Origin of the sequence: Caulobacter endophyticus (assembly GCF_029543245.1) — a bacterium.
In the GTDB taxonomy this organism is placed as follows: Bacteria; Pseudomonadota; Alphaproteobacteria; order Caulobacterales; family Caulobacteraceae; genus Caulobacter; species Caulobacter endophyticus_A.
The window spans coordinates 97,432-112,556 of the sequence record NZ_JARQWV010000011.1; the positions used below are offsets into that span (position 1 = coordinate 97,432).

The 15,125-nt window shown below is 68.0% G+C and carries 14 protein-coding genes; all 14 read right to left on the reverse strand.

The features are described from left to right. Position 1: 1 nt before the first annotated feature. Complete coding sequence (gene lpxA / locus P7A99_RS12400) at positions 2–796, reverse strand: acyl-ACP--UDP-N-acetylglucosamine O-acyltransferase (RefSeq protein ID WP_277794159.1); 795 nt, start codon at positions 794–796, stop codon at positions 2–4. After that, on the reverse strand, positions 793–1,269 hold the full coding sequence (fabZ, locus tag P7A99_RS12405) for a 3-hydroxyacyl-ACP dehydratase FabZ (RefSeq protein WP_101712959.1): 477 nt from the start codon (positions 1,267–1,269) through the stop codon (positions 793–795). Before fabZ ends, lpxA begins: the two co-directional genes overlap by 4 nt. Continuing rightward, positions 1,266–2,291: a UDP-3-O-(3-hydroxymyristoyl)glucosamine N-acyltransferase gene (gene lpxD, locus P7A99_RS12410; protein ID WP_277794160.1), complete on the reverse strand. Its 1,026-nt coding sequence runs from the start codon at positions 2,289–2,291 to the stop codon at positions 1,266–1,268. Before lpxD ends, fabZ begins: the two co-directional genes overlap by 4 nt. A 136-nt stretch (positions 2,292–2,427) precedes the next feature. Beyond that, complete coding sequence (locus P7A99_RS12415; protein ID WP_277794161.1) at positions 2,428–3,096, reverse strand: OmpH family outer membrane protein; 669 nt, start codon at positions 3,094–3,096, stop codon at positions 2,428–2,430. A 22-nt stretch (positions 3,097–3,118) separates the two neighbouring features. Continuing rightward, the gene (bamA, locus tag P7A99_RS12420; protein ID WP_277794162.1) at positions 3,119–5,485 is read right to left on the reverse strand and encodes an outer membrane protein assembly factor BamA; all 2,367 of its coding nucleotides are present in this window, start codon (positions 5,483–5,485) and stop codon (positions 3,119–3,121) included. 17 nt (positions 5,486–5,502) lie between these two features. Continuing rightward, entirely contained in the window at positions 5,503–6,699 is a 1,197-nt protein-coding gene (locus P7A99_RS12425; protein WP_277794163.1) for a M50 family metallopeptidase, read from the reverse strand. Positions 6,700–6,730: 31 nt separating this feature from the next. Next, positions 6,731–7,921 carry a 1-deoxy-D-xylulose-5-phosphate reductoisomerase gene (dxr, locus tag P7A99_RS12430; RefSeq protein WP_277794164.1) on the reverse strand — a complete coding sequence of 397 codons (1,191 nt, stop codon included), beginning with the start codon at positions 7,919–7,921 and terminating at the stop codon, positions 6,731–6,733. Continuing rightward, complete coding sequence (locus P7A99_RS12435; RefSeq protein WP_277794165.1) at positions 7,909–8,757, reverse strand: phosphatidate cytidylyltransferase; 849 nt, start codon at positions 8,755–8,757, stop codon at positions 7,909–7,911. Before P7A99_RS12435 ends, dxr begins: the two co-directional genes overlap by 13 nt. Further along, complete coding sequence (gene uppS / locus P7A99_RS12440) at positions 8,735–9,511, reverse strand: polyprenyl diphosphate synthase (protein ID WP_277794166.1); 777 nt, start codon at positions 9,509–9,511, stop codon at positions 8,735–8,737. The genes P7A99_RS12435 and uppS overlap by 23 nt, the downstream gene beginning before the upstream one ends. Positions 9,512–9,576: 65 nt before the next feature. After that, positions 9,577–10,143: a ribosome recycling factor gene (gene frr / locus P7A99_RS12445; protein WP_277794167.1), complete on the reverse strand. Its 567-nt coding sequence runs from the start codon at positions 10,141–10,143 to the stop codon at positions 9,577–9,579. 27 nt (positions 10,144–10,170) lie between these two features. Further along, positions 10,171–10,902 (reverse strand): UMP kinase, encoded by a 732-nt coding sequence (gene pyrH, locus P7A99_RS12450; RefSeq protein ID WP_277794168.1) that lies wholly within the window; start codon positions 10,900–10,902, stop codon positions 10,171–10,173. Positions 10,903–11,102: 200 nt separating this feature from the next. Further along, entirely contained in the window at positions 11,103–12,044 is a 942-nt protein-coding gene (gene tsf / locus P7A99_RS12455) for a translation elongation factor Ts (protein WP_277794169.1), read from the reverse strand. Positions 12,045–12,152: 108 nt separating this feature from the next. After that, on the reverse strand, positions 12,153–12,971 hold the full coding sequence (gene rpsB / locus P7A99_RS12460) for a 30S ribosomal protein S2 (protein WP_277794170.1): 819 nt from the start codon (positions 12,969–12,971) through the stop codon (positions 12,153–12,155). Positions 12,972–14,457: 1,486 nt separating this feature from the next. Next, entirely contained in the window at positions 14,458–14,808 is a 351-nt protein-coding gene (locus tag P7A99_RS12465) for a GFA family protein (RefSeq protein ID WP_277794171.1), read from the reverse strand. Positions 14,809–15,125 lie beyond the last annotated feature (317 nt).

A 15,125-nucleotide genomic window follows, 5' to 3' on the forward strand; every position in this document is an offset into this window, starting at 1 on the left:
ATCAGACCTCGCGCTCGGGCAGGCAAAGCGGGCGGTTACCGTCGTCGCGAATGAACGCGATGATCTCCATCACCTCGGGAATGGAGGCATAGGTCTCGGCCGCGTCGTCCAGGCGCTCCTGGAAGGTGCCTTCGTCGGCGAACATCATGCGATAGGCCGAACGCAGGGCGTTGATCGCCTCGCGCGAGAAGCCCCGGCGCTTGAGGCCGACGAGGTTCAGGCCCTCGAGGTGGGCGTGGTTGCCCCACACCGAGCCGTAGGGGATGACGTCCTTGGTCACCGCCGCCAGGCCGCCGATGAAGCTGTAGCGGCCCACGCGCGAGAACTGGTGGATGGCCGCCAGGCCGCCGACGAACACGAAATTGCCGACGTCGACATGCCCGCCCAGGGTCGCGCCCTTGGCCAGAACCACATTGTCGCCGACCGCGCAGTCGTGGGCCACGTGGGCCTCGGCCATAAAGAAGCCGTCCGCGCCGATCGTGGTGACGCCGCGGCCCGAGGCGGTGCCGGTGTTCATCGTCACCTGTTCGCGGATGACGTTGCGGGCGCCGATGACCAGTTCCGTGCGCTCGCCCTTGTAGCCCAGATGCTGCGGCGGACCGCCAAGCGCCGAGAAGGCGTGGACGACGGTGTCCTCGCCGATGGTGGTGACGCCATCGACCACCACGTGCGACAGCAGGCGCACGCGGGCCTGCAGGGTCACGTCCGGGCCGACGATGCAGAACGGCCCGATCTCGACGTCTTCGCCCAGCTGGGCGCCGGCGTCGACGATGGCGGTCGGATGGATTTTCGTCATTTCGTCGGGGTCTCCACGACCATGGCGGCGAACTCGACCTCGGCGGCGACCTTGTCGCCGATCTTGGCCACGCCCTTGAACTTGAAGATGCTGGAACGCGCGCGCAGCACCTCGACCTCCATGCGCAGGACGTCGCCCGGGCGCACGGGGTTGCGGAAGCGGGCGTTGTCGACCGACATGAAGAAGATGGTCTTGCCGGCGGTGTCGACTTCCAGCGACTTGCTCATCAGCACCGCGCCCGTCTGGGCCAGGGCCTCGATGATCAGCACGCCGGGCATCACCGGATTGCCCGGGAAGTGGCCCTGGAAGAACGGCTCGTTCACCGTCACGCACTTGATGCCGACGATCGACTTGTGCGGCTCGTAGGCCTCGGCGCGGTCGACCAGCAGGAACGGGTAGCGGTGCGGGATCCGGGCGAGGATCTCGGCGATGTCGATGTCGGTCTGCGGGGCCGCGGTTTCGGTCTGGCTCATGCCTCGTCTTTCATCCCCCGGCTGCGCGCGCTGCGCGACAGCCATGCGGTTTCTCGCAGCCACCGTTTGATCGGTCGCGCGGGAAACCCTGTCCATGTCTCGCCCGCCGGCACGTCCTTGAACACCGAGGCGGACGCCCCGATGCTGGCGCCGGGGCCGATCGTCAAGTGGTCGGCTACGCCGGCCTTGCCGCCGAAAGCGACGCCGTCGCCGACGACCGTGGTGCCCGACAGCCCCGTATAGGCCGCGAGCACGCAGTTACGGCCCAGCTGCACGTTGTGCGCAACGTGGACCAGATTGTCGATCTTGGTGTTCTCGCCCACCGTGGTGTCGTCGAAGGCGCCGCGATCGATGCAGCTGTTGGCGCCCAGCGTCACGCCGTCCTGCAGGACCACGCGGCCCAGCTGCGGCAGGTCGACCACGCCCCTGGCGCCGGGGGCCGCGCCGAAGCCCGCCTCCCCGATCACCGAACCCGCATGCAGGCTGACCCGGTCGCCGATCAGGGCGAAGCCGACCACGGCGTTGGCGCCGATGAAACAGTCGCGGCCGATGGCGACGCCCGGGCCGATGACGGCGCCGGGGCTGATCGTCGTGCCACGCCCGATACGGGCGTCCTGGCCGATGATCACGCCCGGCGAAAGGCGCACGCCCTCCTCCAGCACGGCGGTGGAATGGATGGCGGCAGCGCCGGCCTCGTGGCGGCGCGGCGCGTAAAGACGCGCGGTCGCGGCCGCCCAGGCGGCCTGCGGATGCGGGGTCAGCAGCACGGCGCAGCCTTCAGGCGCGAACTCGCGATGCTGCGGACGCATGAAGATCGCCCCGGCCTTGCAGGCCGACAGGTTCTTGGCGCGACGGGGATCGGAAAGGAAGGAAACGGCGTCCGGCCCGGCGCCGTCCAGCGGCGCGACGGTGGCGATCAGGCGCTCGCCAAGGCCCGGATCGGCCAGTTCAGCGCCGCCGGCGACAGCCAGATCGGACACGGAAACCGGACCCAGGGTCTCGAAAAAGCGGGGGTCCGGCATGGAAACCTCTCGACGACGGCCGTCCCGGGAATCGCCCGATACGGACGAAGTGTAGGCGGCCCAAAGCCGCCCCGAGTCAATGCCGTAACGGAAAGCGCCCGCCCGGCCGCAAAGGCCGAGCGGGCGCTTCCAGTGCTTAGCGCTGCAGCTGGGCGGCCAGTTGGGCGGCTTGCTGCGGGGTCAGCTTGGTGCGCTCCAGGGCCTGGAACGACGCGGCCTTGCCGCGGGCGTCCAGGGCGCTGACGATCTGCGGGGTGATGTCCATGGCCGGGTTGAAGATGGCCACAGCGCTGCGCTCGAGCAGCACGCCGCATTGCTTGGACTGGTAGGCCGAGATCACGGCTGGCTGCAGCTCGACCGAGTAGGTCTGCTGGGCGGCGTCGGCGGTGGCGACCAGTTCCATCTGGGTGTGGGCGGCGTCGCGCTGCAGGGCGCTCTGCTCCAGCTCCAGGTCGGCCTTCTGCTTTTCACGGGCGTTGATGTCGGCGGCCGGGGTCTTGGCCGCGGCGTTGAACGCGTCGATCTTGGTCTGCAGGGCCTTTTCGCGAGCGGCCAGCGGCGACTCGGCGGTGGTCTGCAGGGCCTTCAGGCGGGCGTCGAGCGCCTTGCCGGTGGCCGAGGTGCCGCGCACGGCGCCGGCCGAGAACACGCAGAGGCTGGCGATCGGAGCGCCGTGGGTGATCGCCGGAGCGGCCGGGGCGGCCGGAGCCTTGGCCAGCGGGGCGGCGGCTTGAGCGAAGGCGCCCGAGGCCACGGCGAACGCGGCCAGGCCCGAAGCGGCGGCGGCGAAGAACTTGGAGGACATGTCGTCTGAAGCCTTGTGGAGATTAGAAACGAGTGGAGGTGGAGAACCGGAAGGTTTCCGTCCGGTCGTAGTCTTCCTTCGCCAGGATGCGGCTGATGTCGAACCGGATCGGTCCCATCGGCGACTTCCAGTCGATGCTGACGCCGGCCGAAGCACGCAGACCAAGGTTGTCCTTGATCGTCGTGCTGAACACGCCGGGCGAAGTCTGGCGGTCAACGTCGTCCAGCTGGCCGGCGGTGCCGAAGTCCGAGAACAGCGCGGCCTTGATGCCGTACTGCTCGGGCAGGAAGGTCGGGATCGTCAGCTCCAGCGAACCGATCGCGTACAGCTTGGCGCCCAGGGCGCTGTTGTCGGTAAGCGTGTCGCGCGGGCCGATACCGGCCGTCTCGAAGCCGCGGAACGACTGGCCGCCCTTGTAGAAACGGTCGTTGATGCGGACGCTGTCGCCGCCCCAGCCTTCGATGTAGCCCGCCGAACCGGTGGCGCTGAACACGAAGTCCTTGTTGAAACCCCAGTACCAGCCGCCGTCGACCTCGGTCTTGAGGTAGTTCACGTCGCCGCCGAAGCCGGCAAGGTCCTGGTTGAGGTCGGCGAAGAAGCCGCGGGTCGGACGCAGCGGATCGTTCCGCTTGTCCAGGCGCAGGCCGTAGCCGAACAGCGAGGTCATGTAGGCGCCGCGCTGGGCGCAGAGCACGGTCGAGACGGTGTTCTGGCCGGGGATGCAGTAGCTGTCGGCCACGTCCACCTCGTCCTGGCGCAGCGTGTAGCGCAAGCTCATCGAGGTGTTCTGCGTCAAACCGAAGCCCATGGTGAAGCCGCCGCCCAACGACTTGGTGTCGTAAGCCGCGAACTCGCTGAGGTCATATCGGTACGAATAGAGGTTCACGCCCGCGGCCAAATTGCGGCCCAGGAAGCGCGGCTCGGTGAATGCGAAGTCGACCTGCTGCCGCAGCGAGCCCACCGACACGCGCGCGCGCAGGTTCTGGCCGCGGCCGCGGAAGTTGCGCTGGGTGACGCCGACATCGAGCACCAGCTGATCGACCGAGCTGTAGCCAGCGCTGAACGACAGTTCGCCCGTCGGCTGTTCCTCGACCTTGACCCGCAGGTTGGTGCGGTCCGGGGCGGTGCTGGGCACCTCCTCGATGGTCACGTCCTTGAAGAAGCCAAGGCGGCGCATGTTGTTGCGCGACCGGTCGACCAGGACGCGGTTGTAGGCATCGCCCTCGGCCACTTCCATTTCGCGGCGCAGGACGTAGTCCAGCGTGGCGGTGTTGCCGACGATGTCGATGCGGTCGACGTAGACGCGCGGGCCTTCACGCACCGAGAACACCACGTCGACCGTCTGGGTCTCGCGGTTGGGCACATAGCGCGGACGCACGTCCACGAAGGCGAAGCCCGCCGCGCCCGCCGCGAAGGTCAGGGCGTCGGTGGCCTGCTCGATACGCTCGTCCTCGTAGATCTGGCCGGTCTTGATCGGCAGGATCTGGGCCAGCAGGTTGCCGTCCAGCTTCTTCAGCTCGGTTTCGACGGTGACCTTGCCGAACTTGTACTTGGGGCCTTCGTCGATCGTGTAGGTGACCGCGAAGCCGTTCTTGTCGGTCGCCAGCTCGGCCGTGGTGGCCACGACGCGGAAGTCGAAGAAGCCGCGGTTGCGGTAGTACTTGCGCAGCTGTTCGCGGTCGTACTCGATCCGGTCAGGGTCGTAGTTGTCGTTGCTGGTCAGGAACTTGTACCAGTGCGACTCCTTGGTGACGATGACGTCGGAGAGTTCGTTGTCCGAGAACTCCTTGTTGCCCAGGAAGTTGACGCCCAGGACGCCGCTCTTGGGGCCTTCGTTGATTTCGAACACCAGGTCGACGCGCTTCTGCGGCAGCTCGACCACCTTCGGCGTCACGGTCGCCGAGATGCGGCCCGAACGGCGATAGAGTTCGATGATGCGCTGGACGTCGGCCTGCACCTTGGCGCGGGTGAAGATGCCGCGCGGACGGATCTGCACTTCGTCCTTCAGCTTGTCTTCCTTGAGGGCCGAGTTCCCTTCGAAGACCACCTGGTTGATGATCGGGTTCTCGACGACCTTGACCACCAGGTCGCCGCCGACCAGTTCGATCGAGACGTCGGCGAACAGATCGGTGCGGCCGAGGGTCTTCAGCGCCAGGTCGAGGCGGGCCGGATCGACCGTCTCGCCGGGCTGGATCGGCAGATAAGAGAGCACGGTGCCCGCCTCGATCCGCTCGTTGCCCTGCACGACGATGCGCTGGACCACGCCCGAGGCCTGGGCCTGGGCGAACGCCGCCTGCGGCGCGATCAGGGCGGTGGAGCCGAAGAGAAGCGCAACGCCGGTGGCGAACGCGGCGCTATGGGCGCGAATTTTGCTCATGGGACCAATCATGGACGGGCGGCGATCGTTCACGTGAACAGGCCGCCGATGAATTTGAACACGTCGTAGCGGTTGAGGTCGTTCCACGCCGCGAACAGCATGAAACAAAGGATCAAGGCAAGGCCGGCGCGGAAACCCGCGGCCTGGAAGTCGGCCCGCAGGGGACGCCGGAAGACGGCCTCGTAGGCGTAGAGCAGCAGGTGCCCGCCATCCAGCACCGGGATCGGCAGCAGGTTCATGAACCCGATGCTGACCGACAGGCTGGCGATCAGGATGGCCTGGCTGGCGACCGTGCGGATGATCATGGTCTTGACGTCGGGCGCGCCCTCGACGCTGGCCTGGGTCACCGCGCCGGCGGTCTTGCCGATGCCGATGATGCCGCTGATCTGGTCGGCCGGCAGTTGGCCGGTCACCAGGCGCCCGAGATAGAAGCCGATGGTCTTGAGCATGTCCCAGACCTGCACCGTGGCGCGGGGGACGGCCATCCAGATCGAGGAGCGCTCGAAATAGCCGCGGCCGGTCAGAGATACGCCCAGGCGGCCCACCTTCACGCGGCCGGCGATCTCGTCCTTCTGCTCGACCAGCACCGGCGTGGCGGTCAGCTTCAGTTCCTGCTGGGCGCGCTGCACGGTGAACTCGACCGGCAGCTTGGCGCGCAGGCTGACATAGGCCGAGACGTCGCGGTAGTTCTCGACGGCCTTGCCGTCCATCTTCACGATCACGTCTGCGGGCTGGAAGCCGGCGGCGGCGGCTGCGCTGCCCGGCTCCACGCCGTGAACGATGACCTGGGTCTTGAGGTCGCCGATGGCCACCTGCATCACCGCGAAGACCAGGATGGCCAGGATGAAATTGGCGATCGGACCGGCGGCGGCGATGATCGCCCGCTGCCAGACCGGCTTGAAATGGAAGTACTGCTTGAGCGCGGCGGCGCCTTCGCGATCAGCGATCTCGCGCTTCATTTCGTCGAGATCGTTTTGGTCGGGCACGCTGGCGGCGTTCTCGTCGCCGGCGAAGCGCACGTAGCCGCCCAGCGGGATCGAGGCGATCCGCCACTCCACGCCGTGCTTGTCGCGCCAGGAAATCAGGGGCGAGCCAAAGCCGATGGAGAAGCGATCGATCGCCACCCCACAGGCCCGCGCGGCCCAATAGTGTCCCAGCTCGTGCACCGTCACCACGACGGACAGCACGATGACCATGGACACGATCGCGATCAGAAGACCGATCATCGGCTTGGAATCAGAGCTCCCCGGTCACTTCCTAATGCCGCTTTTGAGCGACAACCTCGGCCGCAATACGGCGAGCGGAACCGTCGATCATGACGGCTGTATCAAGAACGTCACCTGCCGTTACGGCGAGGTCCCCTACCCCGTTCATGCGTTCCAGCGTCCCCTCAACCGACGCGGCAATATCGAGAAAGCCGATCTGCCGGTCAAGGAAAGCCGCGACGGCGATTTCATTCGCCGCGTTCATGGCGGTCGGCGCCCCGCAGCCGAGACGCAACGCCTCGCGCGCGACGCCCAGCAGCGGGAAGCGCGAAAGGTCCGGATCCTCGAAGGTCAGCTGGCCGTAGGCGCCCAGATCCAGGGGCTTGGCCGGCCATGCCAGGCGCTCGGGCCAGGAGTAGGCATAGGAGATCGGGCTGCGCATGTCGGGCGGCCCCAGCTGCGCCAGGGTCGAGCCGTCGGTGTACTCCACCAGGCTGTGAATCACCGACTGCGGGTGAATGACGACGCCGATGCGCTCCTCGGGCGTGTCGAACAGGTAGGAGGCCTCGATCATCTCGAGCCCCTTGTTCATCATCGTCGCGGAATCGACCGAGATCTTGGCGCCCATCGACCAGTTGGGATGGGCGATCGCCTGCTCGGGCGTGGCGGCGGCCATCTGCTCGCGGGTCCAGGTGCGGAACGGGCCGCCCGAAGCGGTCAGGATCAGGCGCGCTACGCGGTCCAGGCAGGCCGGCTGCAGCACCTGGAAGATGGCCGAATGCTCGGAATCGACGGGAATCACCGTGCCGCCGGCCTCGTGGGAGATCCGCAGCAGCTCGGGCCCGGCGCAGACCAGGCTTTCCTTGTTGGCCAGGGCCACCACGGCGCCGGTGCGGGCGGCCGCCAGGGTGGGCGCAAGGCCCGCCGCGCCGACGATCGCCGACATCACCCAGTCCGCGCCCATGGCCGCGGCCTGCGCAACGGCCGCCGAACCGGCGGCGGCCTCGACGCCTGACCCGGCCAGGCGCTCGCGCAGCTCGCCCAGCAGGGCCTCGTCCTCGATCACCGCCACCTTCGGACGCCAGCGCAGCGCCTGCTGCGCCAGTCGCTCGACATTGCGGCCGGCCGCCAGGGCCAGGATATCGACCGGAACCTTGGACTGCTCGAAGAGATCGAGGGTGGAAACGCCGATGGAGCCGGTCGAGCCGAGCACCACCACCTTACGAACGGTCAAGGCAGCCATCCCCACTGGTCGAACAGGCGCACCGCGGCGATGACGATGGCGGCGAACATCAGGCCGTCGACCCGGTCGAGCAGCCCGCCGTGGCCGGGGATCAGGTCGCCCGAGTCCTTCACGCCGAAGCGGCGCTTGAGCATCGATTCCCAAAGGTCGCCGGTCATGGTGGCCAGCCCGCCCAGGAAGCCGATGACGGCGGCCACCGGCCAGGTCAGGTCCATGTCGGGCAGGCGCGGCAGGGCCTGGGCCAGCAGGTCGACGCCGACCGCCGCCAGAGCCGCGGCCAGCAGGCCGCCGAAGAAACCCGACCAGGTCTTGTTGGGCGAGAACCGGGGCCACAGCTTGGGCCCCTTCAGGATGCTGCCCGTGACATAGGCGAAGATGTCGGCGAACCAGGTCACCGCGAACAGCAGCAGGGTCCAGGACAGGCCGGCCGGGCTGAGCCGCAGCCACAGCAGGGTGATGCAGGCCGGCGCGATGTAGATCACGCCATAGGCCGCGTCGGCCCGGCGCTCGACCGCGCCGCGCGCCAGCAGGGCGGCTGCGGCGGCGCCGGCGGCGGCCAGCGGCCAAGTCAGGATGTAGTGGCCGCGGAACGCCGCGACGAGCGAGATCAGCACCGCCACGCCCACGGCGATGGCGACGCCGACCGGGGCCTTGGGGGCGCTCATCATGCCCCACTCCCGCGCCAGCAGCGCGGTGCAGACGGCCAACAGAAGCAGGAACCACACCTGGCCGAACCAGACGGCGGCCACGACCGTGGGTACGAGCACCGTGGCCGAAACCACGCGCGTACCCAGATTGCCCCAGTTGAAGCGCTTAGCCGGCGACGGCGACGTCATCGGCCGCAATGCCTCCATAGCGCCGGTCACGGCTACGATATTCCGCGACGGCGGCGGCGAGGTGCTCGGGCCCGTAATCGGGCCACAGCACGTCCTGGAACACCAGTTCCGCGTAGGCGCATTCCCACAGCAGGAAATTCGAGATCCGATGCTCGCCGCTGGTGCGCACGATAAGGTCCGGAGCCGGCGCCGCCGAGGTCGACAGGAACGAGCCGAACATCGCCTCGTTCAGGTCAGCCGCCCTCGCCTCCCCCCGCTCCACCTGCTCGGCGAACCGGCGCGCGGCGTCGGCGATATCGGCCTGGCCGCCATAGTTGAACGCCACCTGCAGCAGGAAGCTGTCGTTGTGGGCGGTGCGGCGCTCGGCCCGCTCGATCACTTCCAGCACGTCGGGCGACAGGCCCGTGCGGCGACCGATGATCCGCACACGGACGCCTTCACGGCTGAGCCGCTCAAGGTCCGATTCGACATAGGCCTTGAGCAGGCCCATCAGTTCGGAGACTTCCTGGGCCGGACGGCGCCAGTTCTCGGTCGAGAAGCCGAACACTGTCAGCACGCCTACGCCGGCCGAGGGCGCGCCCTCGACCGTGCGCTTGAGCGCATTGACGCCGGCCCGGTGACCCAGCGCGCGCGGCATGCCGCGGCGCTTGGCCCACCGGCCGTTGCCGTCCATGATGATGGCCGCATGCAGTCCCGCGCCGGCCTCGCCCCCGGGGCGCGCGGTCTTGGTCTGCAGGCCGGTCTTCGGCGACATGCGCTCTTAGCCTTCCCTTCTCATCCCCCAGGAGCCCGCTGATCGGGTCTGACCAGAGAGGACGGTCAGACCTGCATGATCTCTTGTTCCTTGGTTTTCAAGGCCTCGTCGATGCGCTTGATGGCTTCGTCGGTCAGCTTCTGGACCTCGGCCTCCATCTTCTTGCGCTCGTCCTCGTTGACCGCGTTGTCCTTCTCGGCCTTCTTCAGGTCGTCGTTGGCGTCGCGACGAATGTTGCGCACGGCGATCTTCTGCTGCTCGGCGTACTTGCCGGCGATCTTCGAGAGGTCCTTGCGGCGCTCCTCGGTCAGCGGCGGGATCGGGATACGCAGGTTCTGGCCCTCGACCACCGGGTTCAGGCCCAGGCCCGAAGCGCGGATGGCCTTCTCGACCGAGACCACGACGCCGCGGTCCCAGACGCTGACGCTGATCTGGCGGGGCTCAGGGACACTGATCGAGGCCACCGCGTTCAGCGGCGTGGTCGACCCGTAGGCCTCGACCATCACCTGGTCGAGCAGGCTGGCCGAGGCGCGGCCGGTGCGCAGGGAGCCGAACTCGTCCTTCAGGGCGAGCACGGCCTTGTCCATGCGGTCTTTGTAGCGGGAAAGGACGGGCTTTTCGGCGGCGGCCATGGCGTGGGCTCTCTTCGCTTTATGAAATCAGGCGTTCGCGACGACGGTGTGCGTGCCTTCGCCACGCAGCACGCTGAGCAGGTTGCCCCGCCCCTTGATCGAGAACACCACGATCGGGATGTTGCTGTCGCGCATCAGGGCGACTGCCGAGGCGTCCATGACGCGCAGGTCCTTGGCCAGCACGTCCATGTAGCTCAGGCGGTCGTAGCGCTGGGCGTTCGGATCCTTCTTGGGATCGGCGGTGTAGACCCCGTCGACGCTGGTGCCCTTGAACAGGGCGTCGCACTGCATTTCGGCGGCGCGCAGGGCGGCGGCGGTGTCGGTGGTGAAGAACGGGTTGCCGGTGCCGGCGGCGAAGATCACCACGCGGCCCTTCTCAAGGTGGCGCTGGGCGCGGCGGCGGATATAGGGTTCGCAGACCGTGGCCATCGGAATGGCTGACTGCACGCGGGTCTCGACGCCGATGCGCTCGAGGGCGTCCTGCATGGCCAGGGCGTTCATGACCGTGGCCAGCATGCCCATGTAGTCGGCGCTGGAGCGCTCCATGCCCTTGGCCGCGCCGGCCATGCCGCGGAAGATGTTGCCGCCGCCGATCACCAGGCACAGCTCGACGCCCGACTTGACGATCTCGGCGATGTCCTGGGCGACGGATTGGACGGTGTTGGTGTCGATCCCGTAGGGCGTGTCGCCCATCAGCACTTCACCCGAAACCTTCAGCAGAAGACGACGGTACGGCTTGGCGGGGATGGGATCGGACATGGACCGGGCTCTTCCTGAGTCGTCGGCACGCACCATAGAGCGCGTTACACAAAAGTGGGATCGGTTTTGCGCCGGACCGGCGTGTCGCCGTTCAAGCGCAAAAAAAGGGCGCGGCGCGCGTCAAACGCGCCGCGCCCTTGCTTTGTCGACCATGGAGGCGACGGACCCAGGCCCGCCGCCCTCACTGTCTTAGCTGGCCTTTAGGCCTGGCCGGTCATCGAGGCGACTTCGGCGGCGAAGTCGTCCTGCTTCTTTTCCACGCCTTCGCCCAGGGCGAGACGGGTGAAGCCCTTCACGACGATCGGCGCGCCGAGGGTCTTGCCGGCTTCGGCGACCAGCTGCTCGACGGTCTGGTCCGGGTTCATGACGAAGGCTTGCTTCAGCAGCACGACTTCTTCCAGGAACTTGCGGATGCGGCCTTCGATCATCTTCTCGATGACCGACGCCGGCTTGCCCGACTCCAGAGCCTGCTCGGTGAACACGGCCTTTTCACGCTCGATGGCGGCCGGGTCCAGATCTTCCGGCGACAGCGACAGCGGGGCGGTCGCGGCCACGTGCATGGCGATCTTGCGGCCCAGCTCGCGCAGGGCGGCCTTGTCGCCGGCGGTCGACTCGAGGGCGACCAGCACGCCGATGCGGCCGAGGTCCGGCGCGGTGGCGTTGTGGACGTACGAGGCCACGACGCCGTTCTCGACGGTGTGCTTGGCGGCGCGACGGACCATCATGTTCTCGCCGATCGTGGCGATCAGGTTGGTCAGATGGTCCTGAACGGTCTCGCCGCCGGCCAGCTTGGCGCTGGTGATGGCGTCGATCGAACCGTCGGTGCCCAGGGCGGCGCCGGCGATCTGACGGGCGGCGACCTGGAACAGGTCGTTGCGCGACACGAAGTCGGTTTCGGCGTTCACTTCGACGGCGGTGGCGGTTTCACCCGCGCCGCTTTCCGACACGGCGATGGCCACCAGGCCTTCGGCGGCGGCGCGATCGGCCTTCTTGGCGGCCTTGGACAGGCCCTTGGCGCGCAGCCAGTCGATGGAGGCCTCGATGTCGCCGTTGTTCTCGGCCAGGGCCTTCTTGCAGTCCATCATGCCGACGCCGGACTTCTCGCGCAGTTCCTTGACCAGCGCAGCCGTGATCTCAGCCATGGAAAATCTCCAGATTCAAACGTTTAGCGACCGGGCTTGATAGCCCGGTCGCGTGTCGGTAGCGCGACGGCCGCCGTTCTCCCGAGGAGACCGGCGGCCGAAGAAAAATCAGCCGGCGGCCGATTCGTCGGCGGCGGGAGCAGCGGCTTCTTCAGCAGCGGCTTCCGGAGCCAGTTCGCGGGCCAGGGCCGGCTCGACCGGGTTGGCCGAAGCGCCCAGGTCGACGCCCGAAGCGGCTTGGCCGGCGGCCAGGCCGTCGAGGACGGCGTCGGCGATCAGGTCGCAGTACAGCTGCAGGGCGCGGGCGGCGTCGTCGTTACCCGGGATCGGGTACGTGATGCCGTCCGGATCGCAGTTGGTGTCGAGGATGGCGACGACCGGGATGTTCAGCTTGCGGGCTTCGAGGATCGCGATCGCTTCCTTGTTGGTGTCGATCACGAACATGATGTCGGGGATGCCGCCCATGTCCTTGATACCGCCCAGCGACAGTTCCAGCTTGTCGCGCTCGCGGGTCAGCTGCAGCAGTTCCTTCTTGGAACGGCCCAGGCCTTCGCCCGACAGGACGGTTTCCAGTTCGCGCAGGCGAGCGATCGAGCCCGAGACGGTGCGCCAGTTGGTCAGGGTGCCGCCGAGCCAGCGGTGGTTGACGTAGTACTGGGCGCAGCGCTTGGCGGCCGTGGCGACCGGATCCGAAGCCTGGCGCTTGGTGCCGACGAACAGCACGCGGCCGCCGGCGGCGGCGACTTCACGGACCTTCACCAGCGCTTGGTGCAGCAGCGGGATGGTCTGCGACAGGTCGATGATGTGGATGTTCGAGCGCGAACCGAAGATGTAGCGGTCCATCTTCGGGTTCCAGCGGTGCGTCTGGTGGCCGAAGTGGGCGCCGGCTTCGAGGAGCTGACGCATGGAGAATTCGGGAAGAGCCATCGGGCCTTTATCCTTTTTCCGGTTGAACCTCCGTGGACACCCCCGCTCCAGACCATTCTGGAGGCGGGACCGGAACGGCGACGACGGGATGTCTCCCCGACGCTGCCGAACGTCCACGTGTGGAATGGCGCGCAGATAGTCGTGAAACGTCGGGAATGCAAGCCTTTCCCGACGGACGCCGGCCGGAAGGGGCTTTCTTTCCGGACATCCGCCGCTGCACGCATGGCTTCGCCGTCGGCGGCGTCGCAACAGACCTCCTGGCCATCCGCGCCGGCACGAGATTGCCCGCCGCGGGCCAAGAAGGTTGAATATGCTCGGCGCCGCACGCAGTTCGCGAACCGTGAGCCGAATGCCGATGCCCGGCCTTTCCCGCCTTTCGGACGCCGGGCGCAAGGCCCTGCTGCTCCTGGCGCGGAGCCATCGCGCTTGGGGTCAGCGAAGGCGCGGTCGTTGAACGCCTGCGCGAGGCCCGTCGCAAGACCGGCCTTGGCAGCACGCCAGCTGGCGCGGCTCGTGGCCGTCGCTGCGCCCCGGACAACGCCACGAGAAACCTGGGACGAGAAAATCGGGGTGGCCCCGCCCAGGGCGCTCCGCCAAGACCCTGCGCTGGGCCGTTCACGACGGGCCGCCTGGCCCCTCATCGCCGGAGCTTCCATGATCACCGCCCTGGCCGTCGCAATCGGCGCCTTCGCCGCCCTGGCCGTCGCCGAACACGCCGCACCCAAGTCGCCCACGCCGCCGCGCGTTGTCGCCGCCTCCCCTGCGGTCGGCGCCGTGGTCCCCGCCGGCTGGTCTTTCGTAACCCGGAACCCGGCCACCTTCCCGGCCTGCGACGCCAGGCCGCCACGGACCGGCGCAGGTTCCCCCTGGCCTGCACCGTCCAGGCCGGGCGCAGTTAAGAGGTCGGGTTCAACGACGCCCGCTTCCGAACGTTCGCCTCGGAGGCCGGCGTGCCCGCGGTTCCGGCCGTGGCCGGGTTCACCGCCCGCTGATCCCTGGAGAACGTGACGGCCAGGCCTGCGGGGCGCAGACAGCGCCCGCCATGCAGGCGCCGCGTCTGCTCATGAACGCGCCGAACACCTCACGCCCGGGGCAAGGCAGCTCTCGGGCTGACGCGCGCCGGCTCCGGGCCGGGCGCCGAGCTGAGCGACCGCCCTCCTCCTCCCCGGAACGCCCTCATGCCCATCCGAACCGTCGTTCCCCGACCGAAAGCGCGCGCTGTGGCGGGCCTGAAGCCAGTCCAGCGCGGACGCAACAGGTCCAGAGGGACCAAGGAACCTGCTCGCCGCCCCCATGCCGATCGATAGGCAACGATCCCCGCGCCCCTGGCTGAGCGTGCCCATGAAAGCTGGATCCAAGCTGAGCCCCAAGAGAAAGGCGCGGGTCGAACGCCCCACGCCCTCCACCTGTCCCCGCCCTCGCACGCAGGAACGAATCCGGAAGCGATCGTCGGGTGACTGCCGGCCCGCGCGCCCGAGGGTCTTTGCTAGAACGACTTGCCGTCCACCTGCTGGGGCTCCAGAGCAAATACGTCGACACCGTCGACGCATCGGACATTGATAGCCGCCATCTTCGCACCGTTGGGCGCCTCGCCGCGAGCGAAGGCCTCAATGCCGCAATCGGCGCAGAACAGATGCTGGATCTTGCCCGTATTGAACCGGTACTCGGTGAGGGCTTCCTCGCCCGACAGCAGCCGGAACGCGTCGATCGGCGCGAAGGCCAGGACCGAACCCAGCTTGCCGCAGCGCGAGCAGTTGCAGGTGATGGTCTGCGACAGGTCAGCCTCGACCTCGAAGCGGACCTTGCCGCATTGACAACCGCCAGCGTGCATCGTCATCGCATCCTCCCAAGAGCGCCGGGCTGGCTCACGGCCCAGGCCTTCCATCAGATCTTCCGCGGCCCCGATGCGTTTCCCACCTGGCATAAGGGCCTACCGACACTCTCAGGTGCGAGCCGCGGTCGGGACCCGACAACGCCTCACTTCATGAGGCCGCCGCCATGCCACCCCGGCCGGACGAACACCCGACCAACGCGCCCGACATAGCCCGGCGCCAATCATTCTCCGCCGCGAGCCGCCGTCCCTGGACCAAGGACCAGTCGCTCGCGACTCCGTCTCCAGCCCAGGACCACGCGCAGAACGCCCCAGCTTCTTCG

Excerpts from the sequence above, each read along its gene's own strand:
- fabZ (WP_101712959.1), bottom strand. The coding sequence starts at position 1,269 with ATGAGCCAGACCGAAACCGCGGCCCCGCAGACCGACATCGACATCGCC.
- pyrH (WP_277794168.1), bottom strand. The coding sequence starts at position 10,902 with ATGTCCGATCCCATCCCCGCCAAGCCGTACCGTCGTCTTCTGCTGAAG.
- bamA (WP_277794162.1), bottom strand. The coding sequence starts at position 5,485 with ATGATTGGTCCCATGAGCAAAATTCGCGCCCATAGCGCCGCGTTCGCC.
- P7A99_RS12435 (WP_277794165.1), bottom strand. The coding sequence starts at position 8,757 with ATGACGTCGCCGTCGCCGGCTAAGCGCTTCAACTGGGGCAATCTGGGT.
- frr (WP_277794167.1), bottom strand. The coding sequence starts at position 10,143 with ATGGCCGCCGCCGAAAAGCCCGTCCTTTCCCGCTACAAAGACCGCATG.
- dxr (WP_277794164.1), bottom strand. The coding sequence starts at position 7,921 with ATGGCTGCCTTGACCGTTCGTAAGGTGGTGGTGCTCGGCTCGACCGGC.
- rpsB (WP_277794170.1), bottom strand. The coding sequence starts at position 12,971 with ATGGCTCTTCCCGAATTCTCCATGCGTCAGCTCCTCGAAGCCGGCGCC.
- lpxA (WP_277794159.1), bottom strand. The coding sequence starts at position 796 with ATGACGAAAATCCATCCGACCGCCATCGTCGACGCCGGCGCCCAGCTG.
- uppS (WP_277794166.1), bottom strand. The coding sequence starts at position 9,511 with ATGTCGCCGAAGACCGGCCTGCAGACCAAGACCGCGCGCCCCGGGGGC.
- P7A99_RS12425 (WP_277794163.1), bottom strand. The coding sequence starts at position 6,699 with ATGATCGGTCTTCTGATCGCGATCGTGTCCATGGTCATCGTGCTGTCC.
- P7A99_RS12415 (WP_277794161.1), bottom strand. The coding sequence starts at position 3,096 with ATGTCCTCCAAGTTCTTCGCCGCCGCCGCTTCGGGCCTGGCCGCGTTC.
- P7A99_RS12465 (WP_277794171.1), bottom strand. The coding sequence starts at position 14,808 with ATGACGATGCACGCTGGCGGTTGTCAATGCGGCAAGGTCCGCTTCGAG.
- lpxD (WP_277794160.1), bottom strand. The coding sequence starts at position 2,291 with ATGCCGGACCCCCGCTTTTTCGAGACCCTGGGTCCGGTTTCCGTGTCC.
- tsf (WP_277794169.1), bottom strand. The coding sequence starts at position 12,044 with ATGGCTGAGATCACGGCTGCGCTGGTCAAGGAACTGCGCGAGAAGTCC.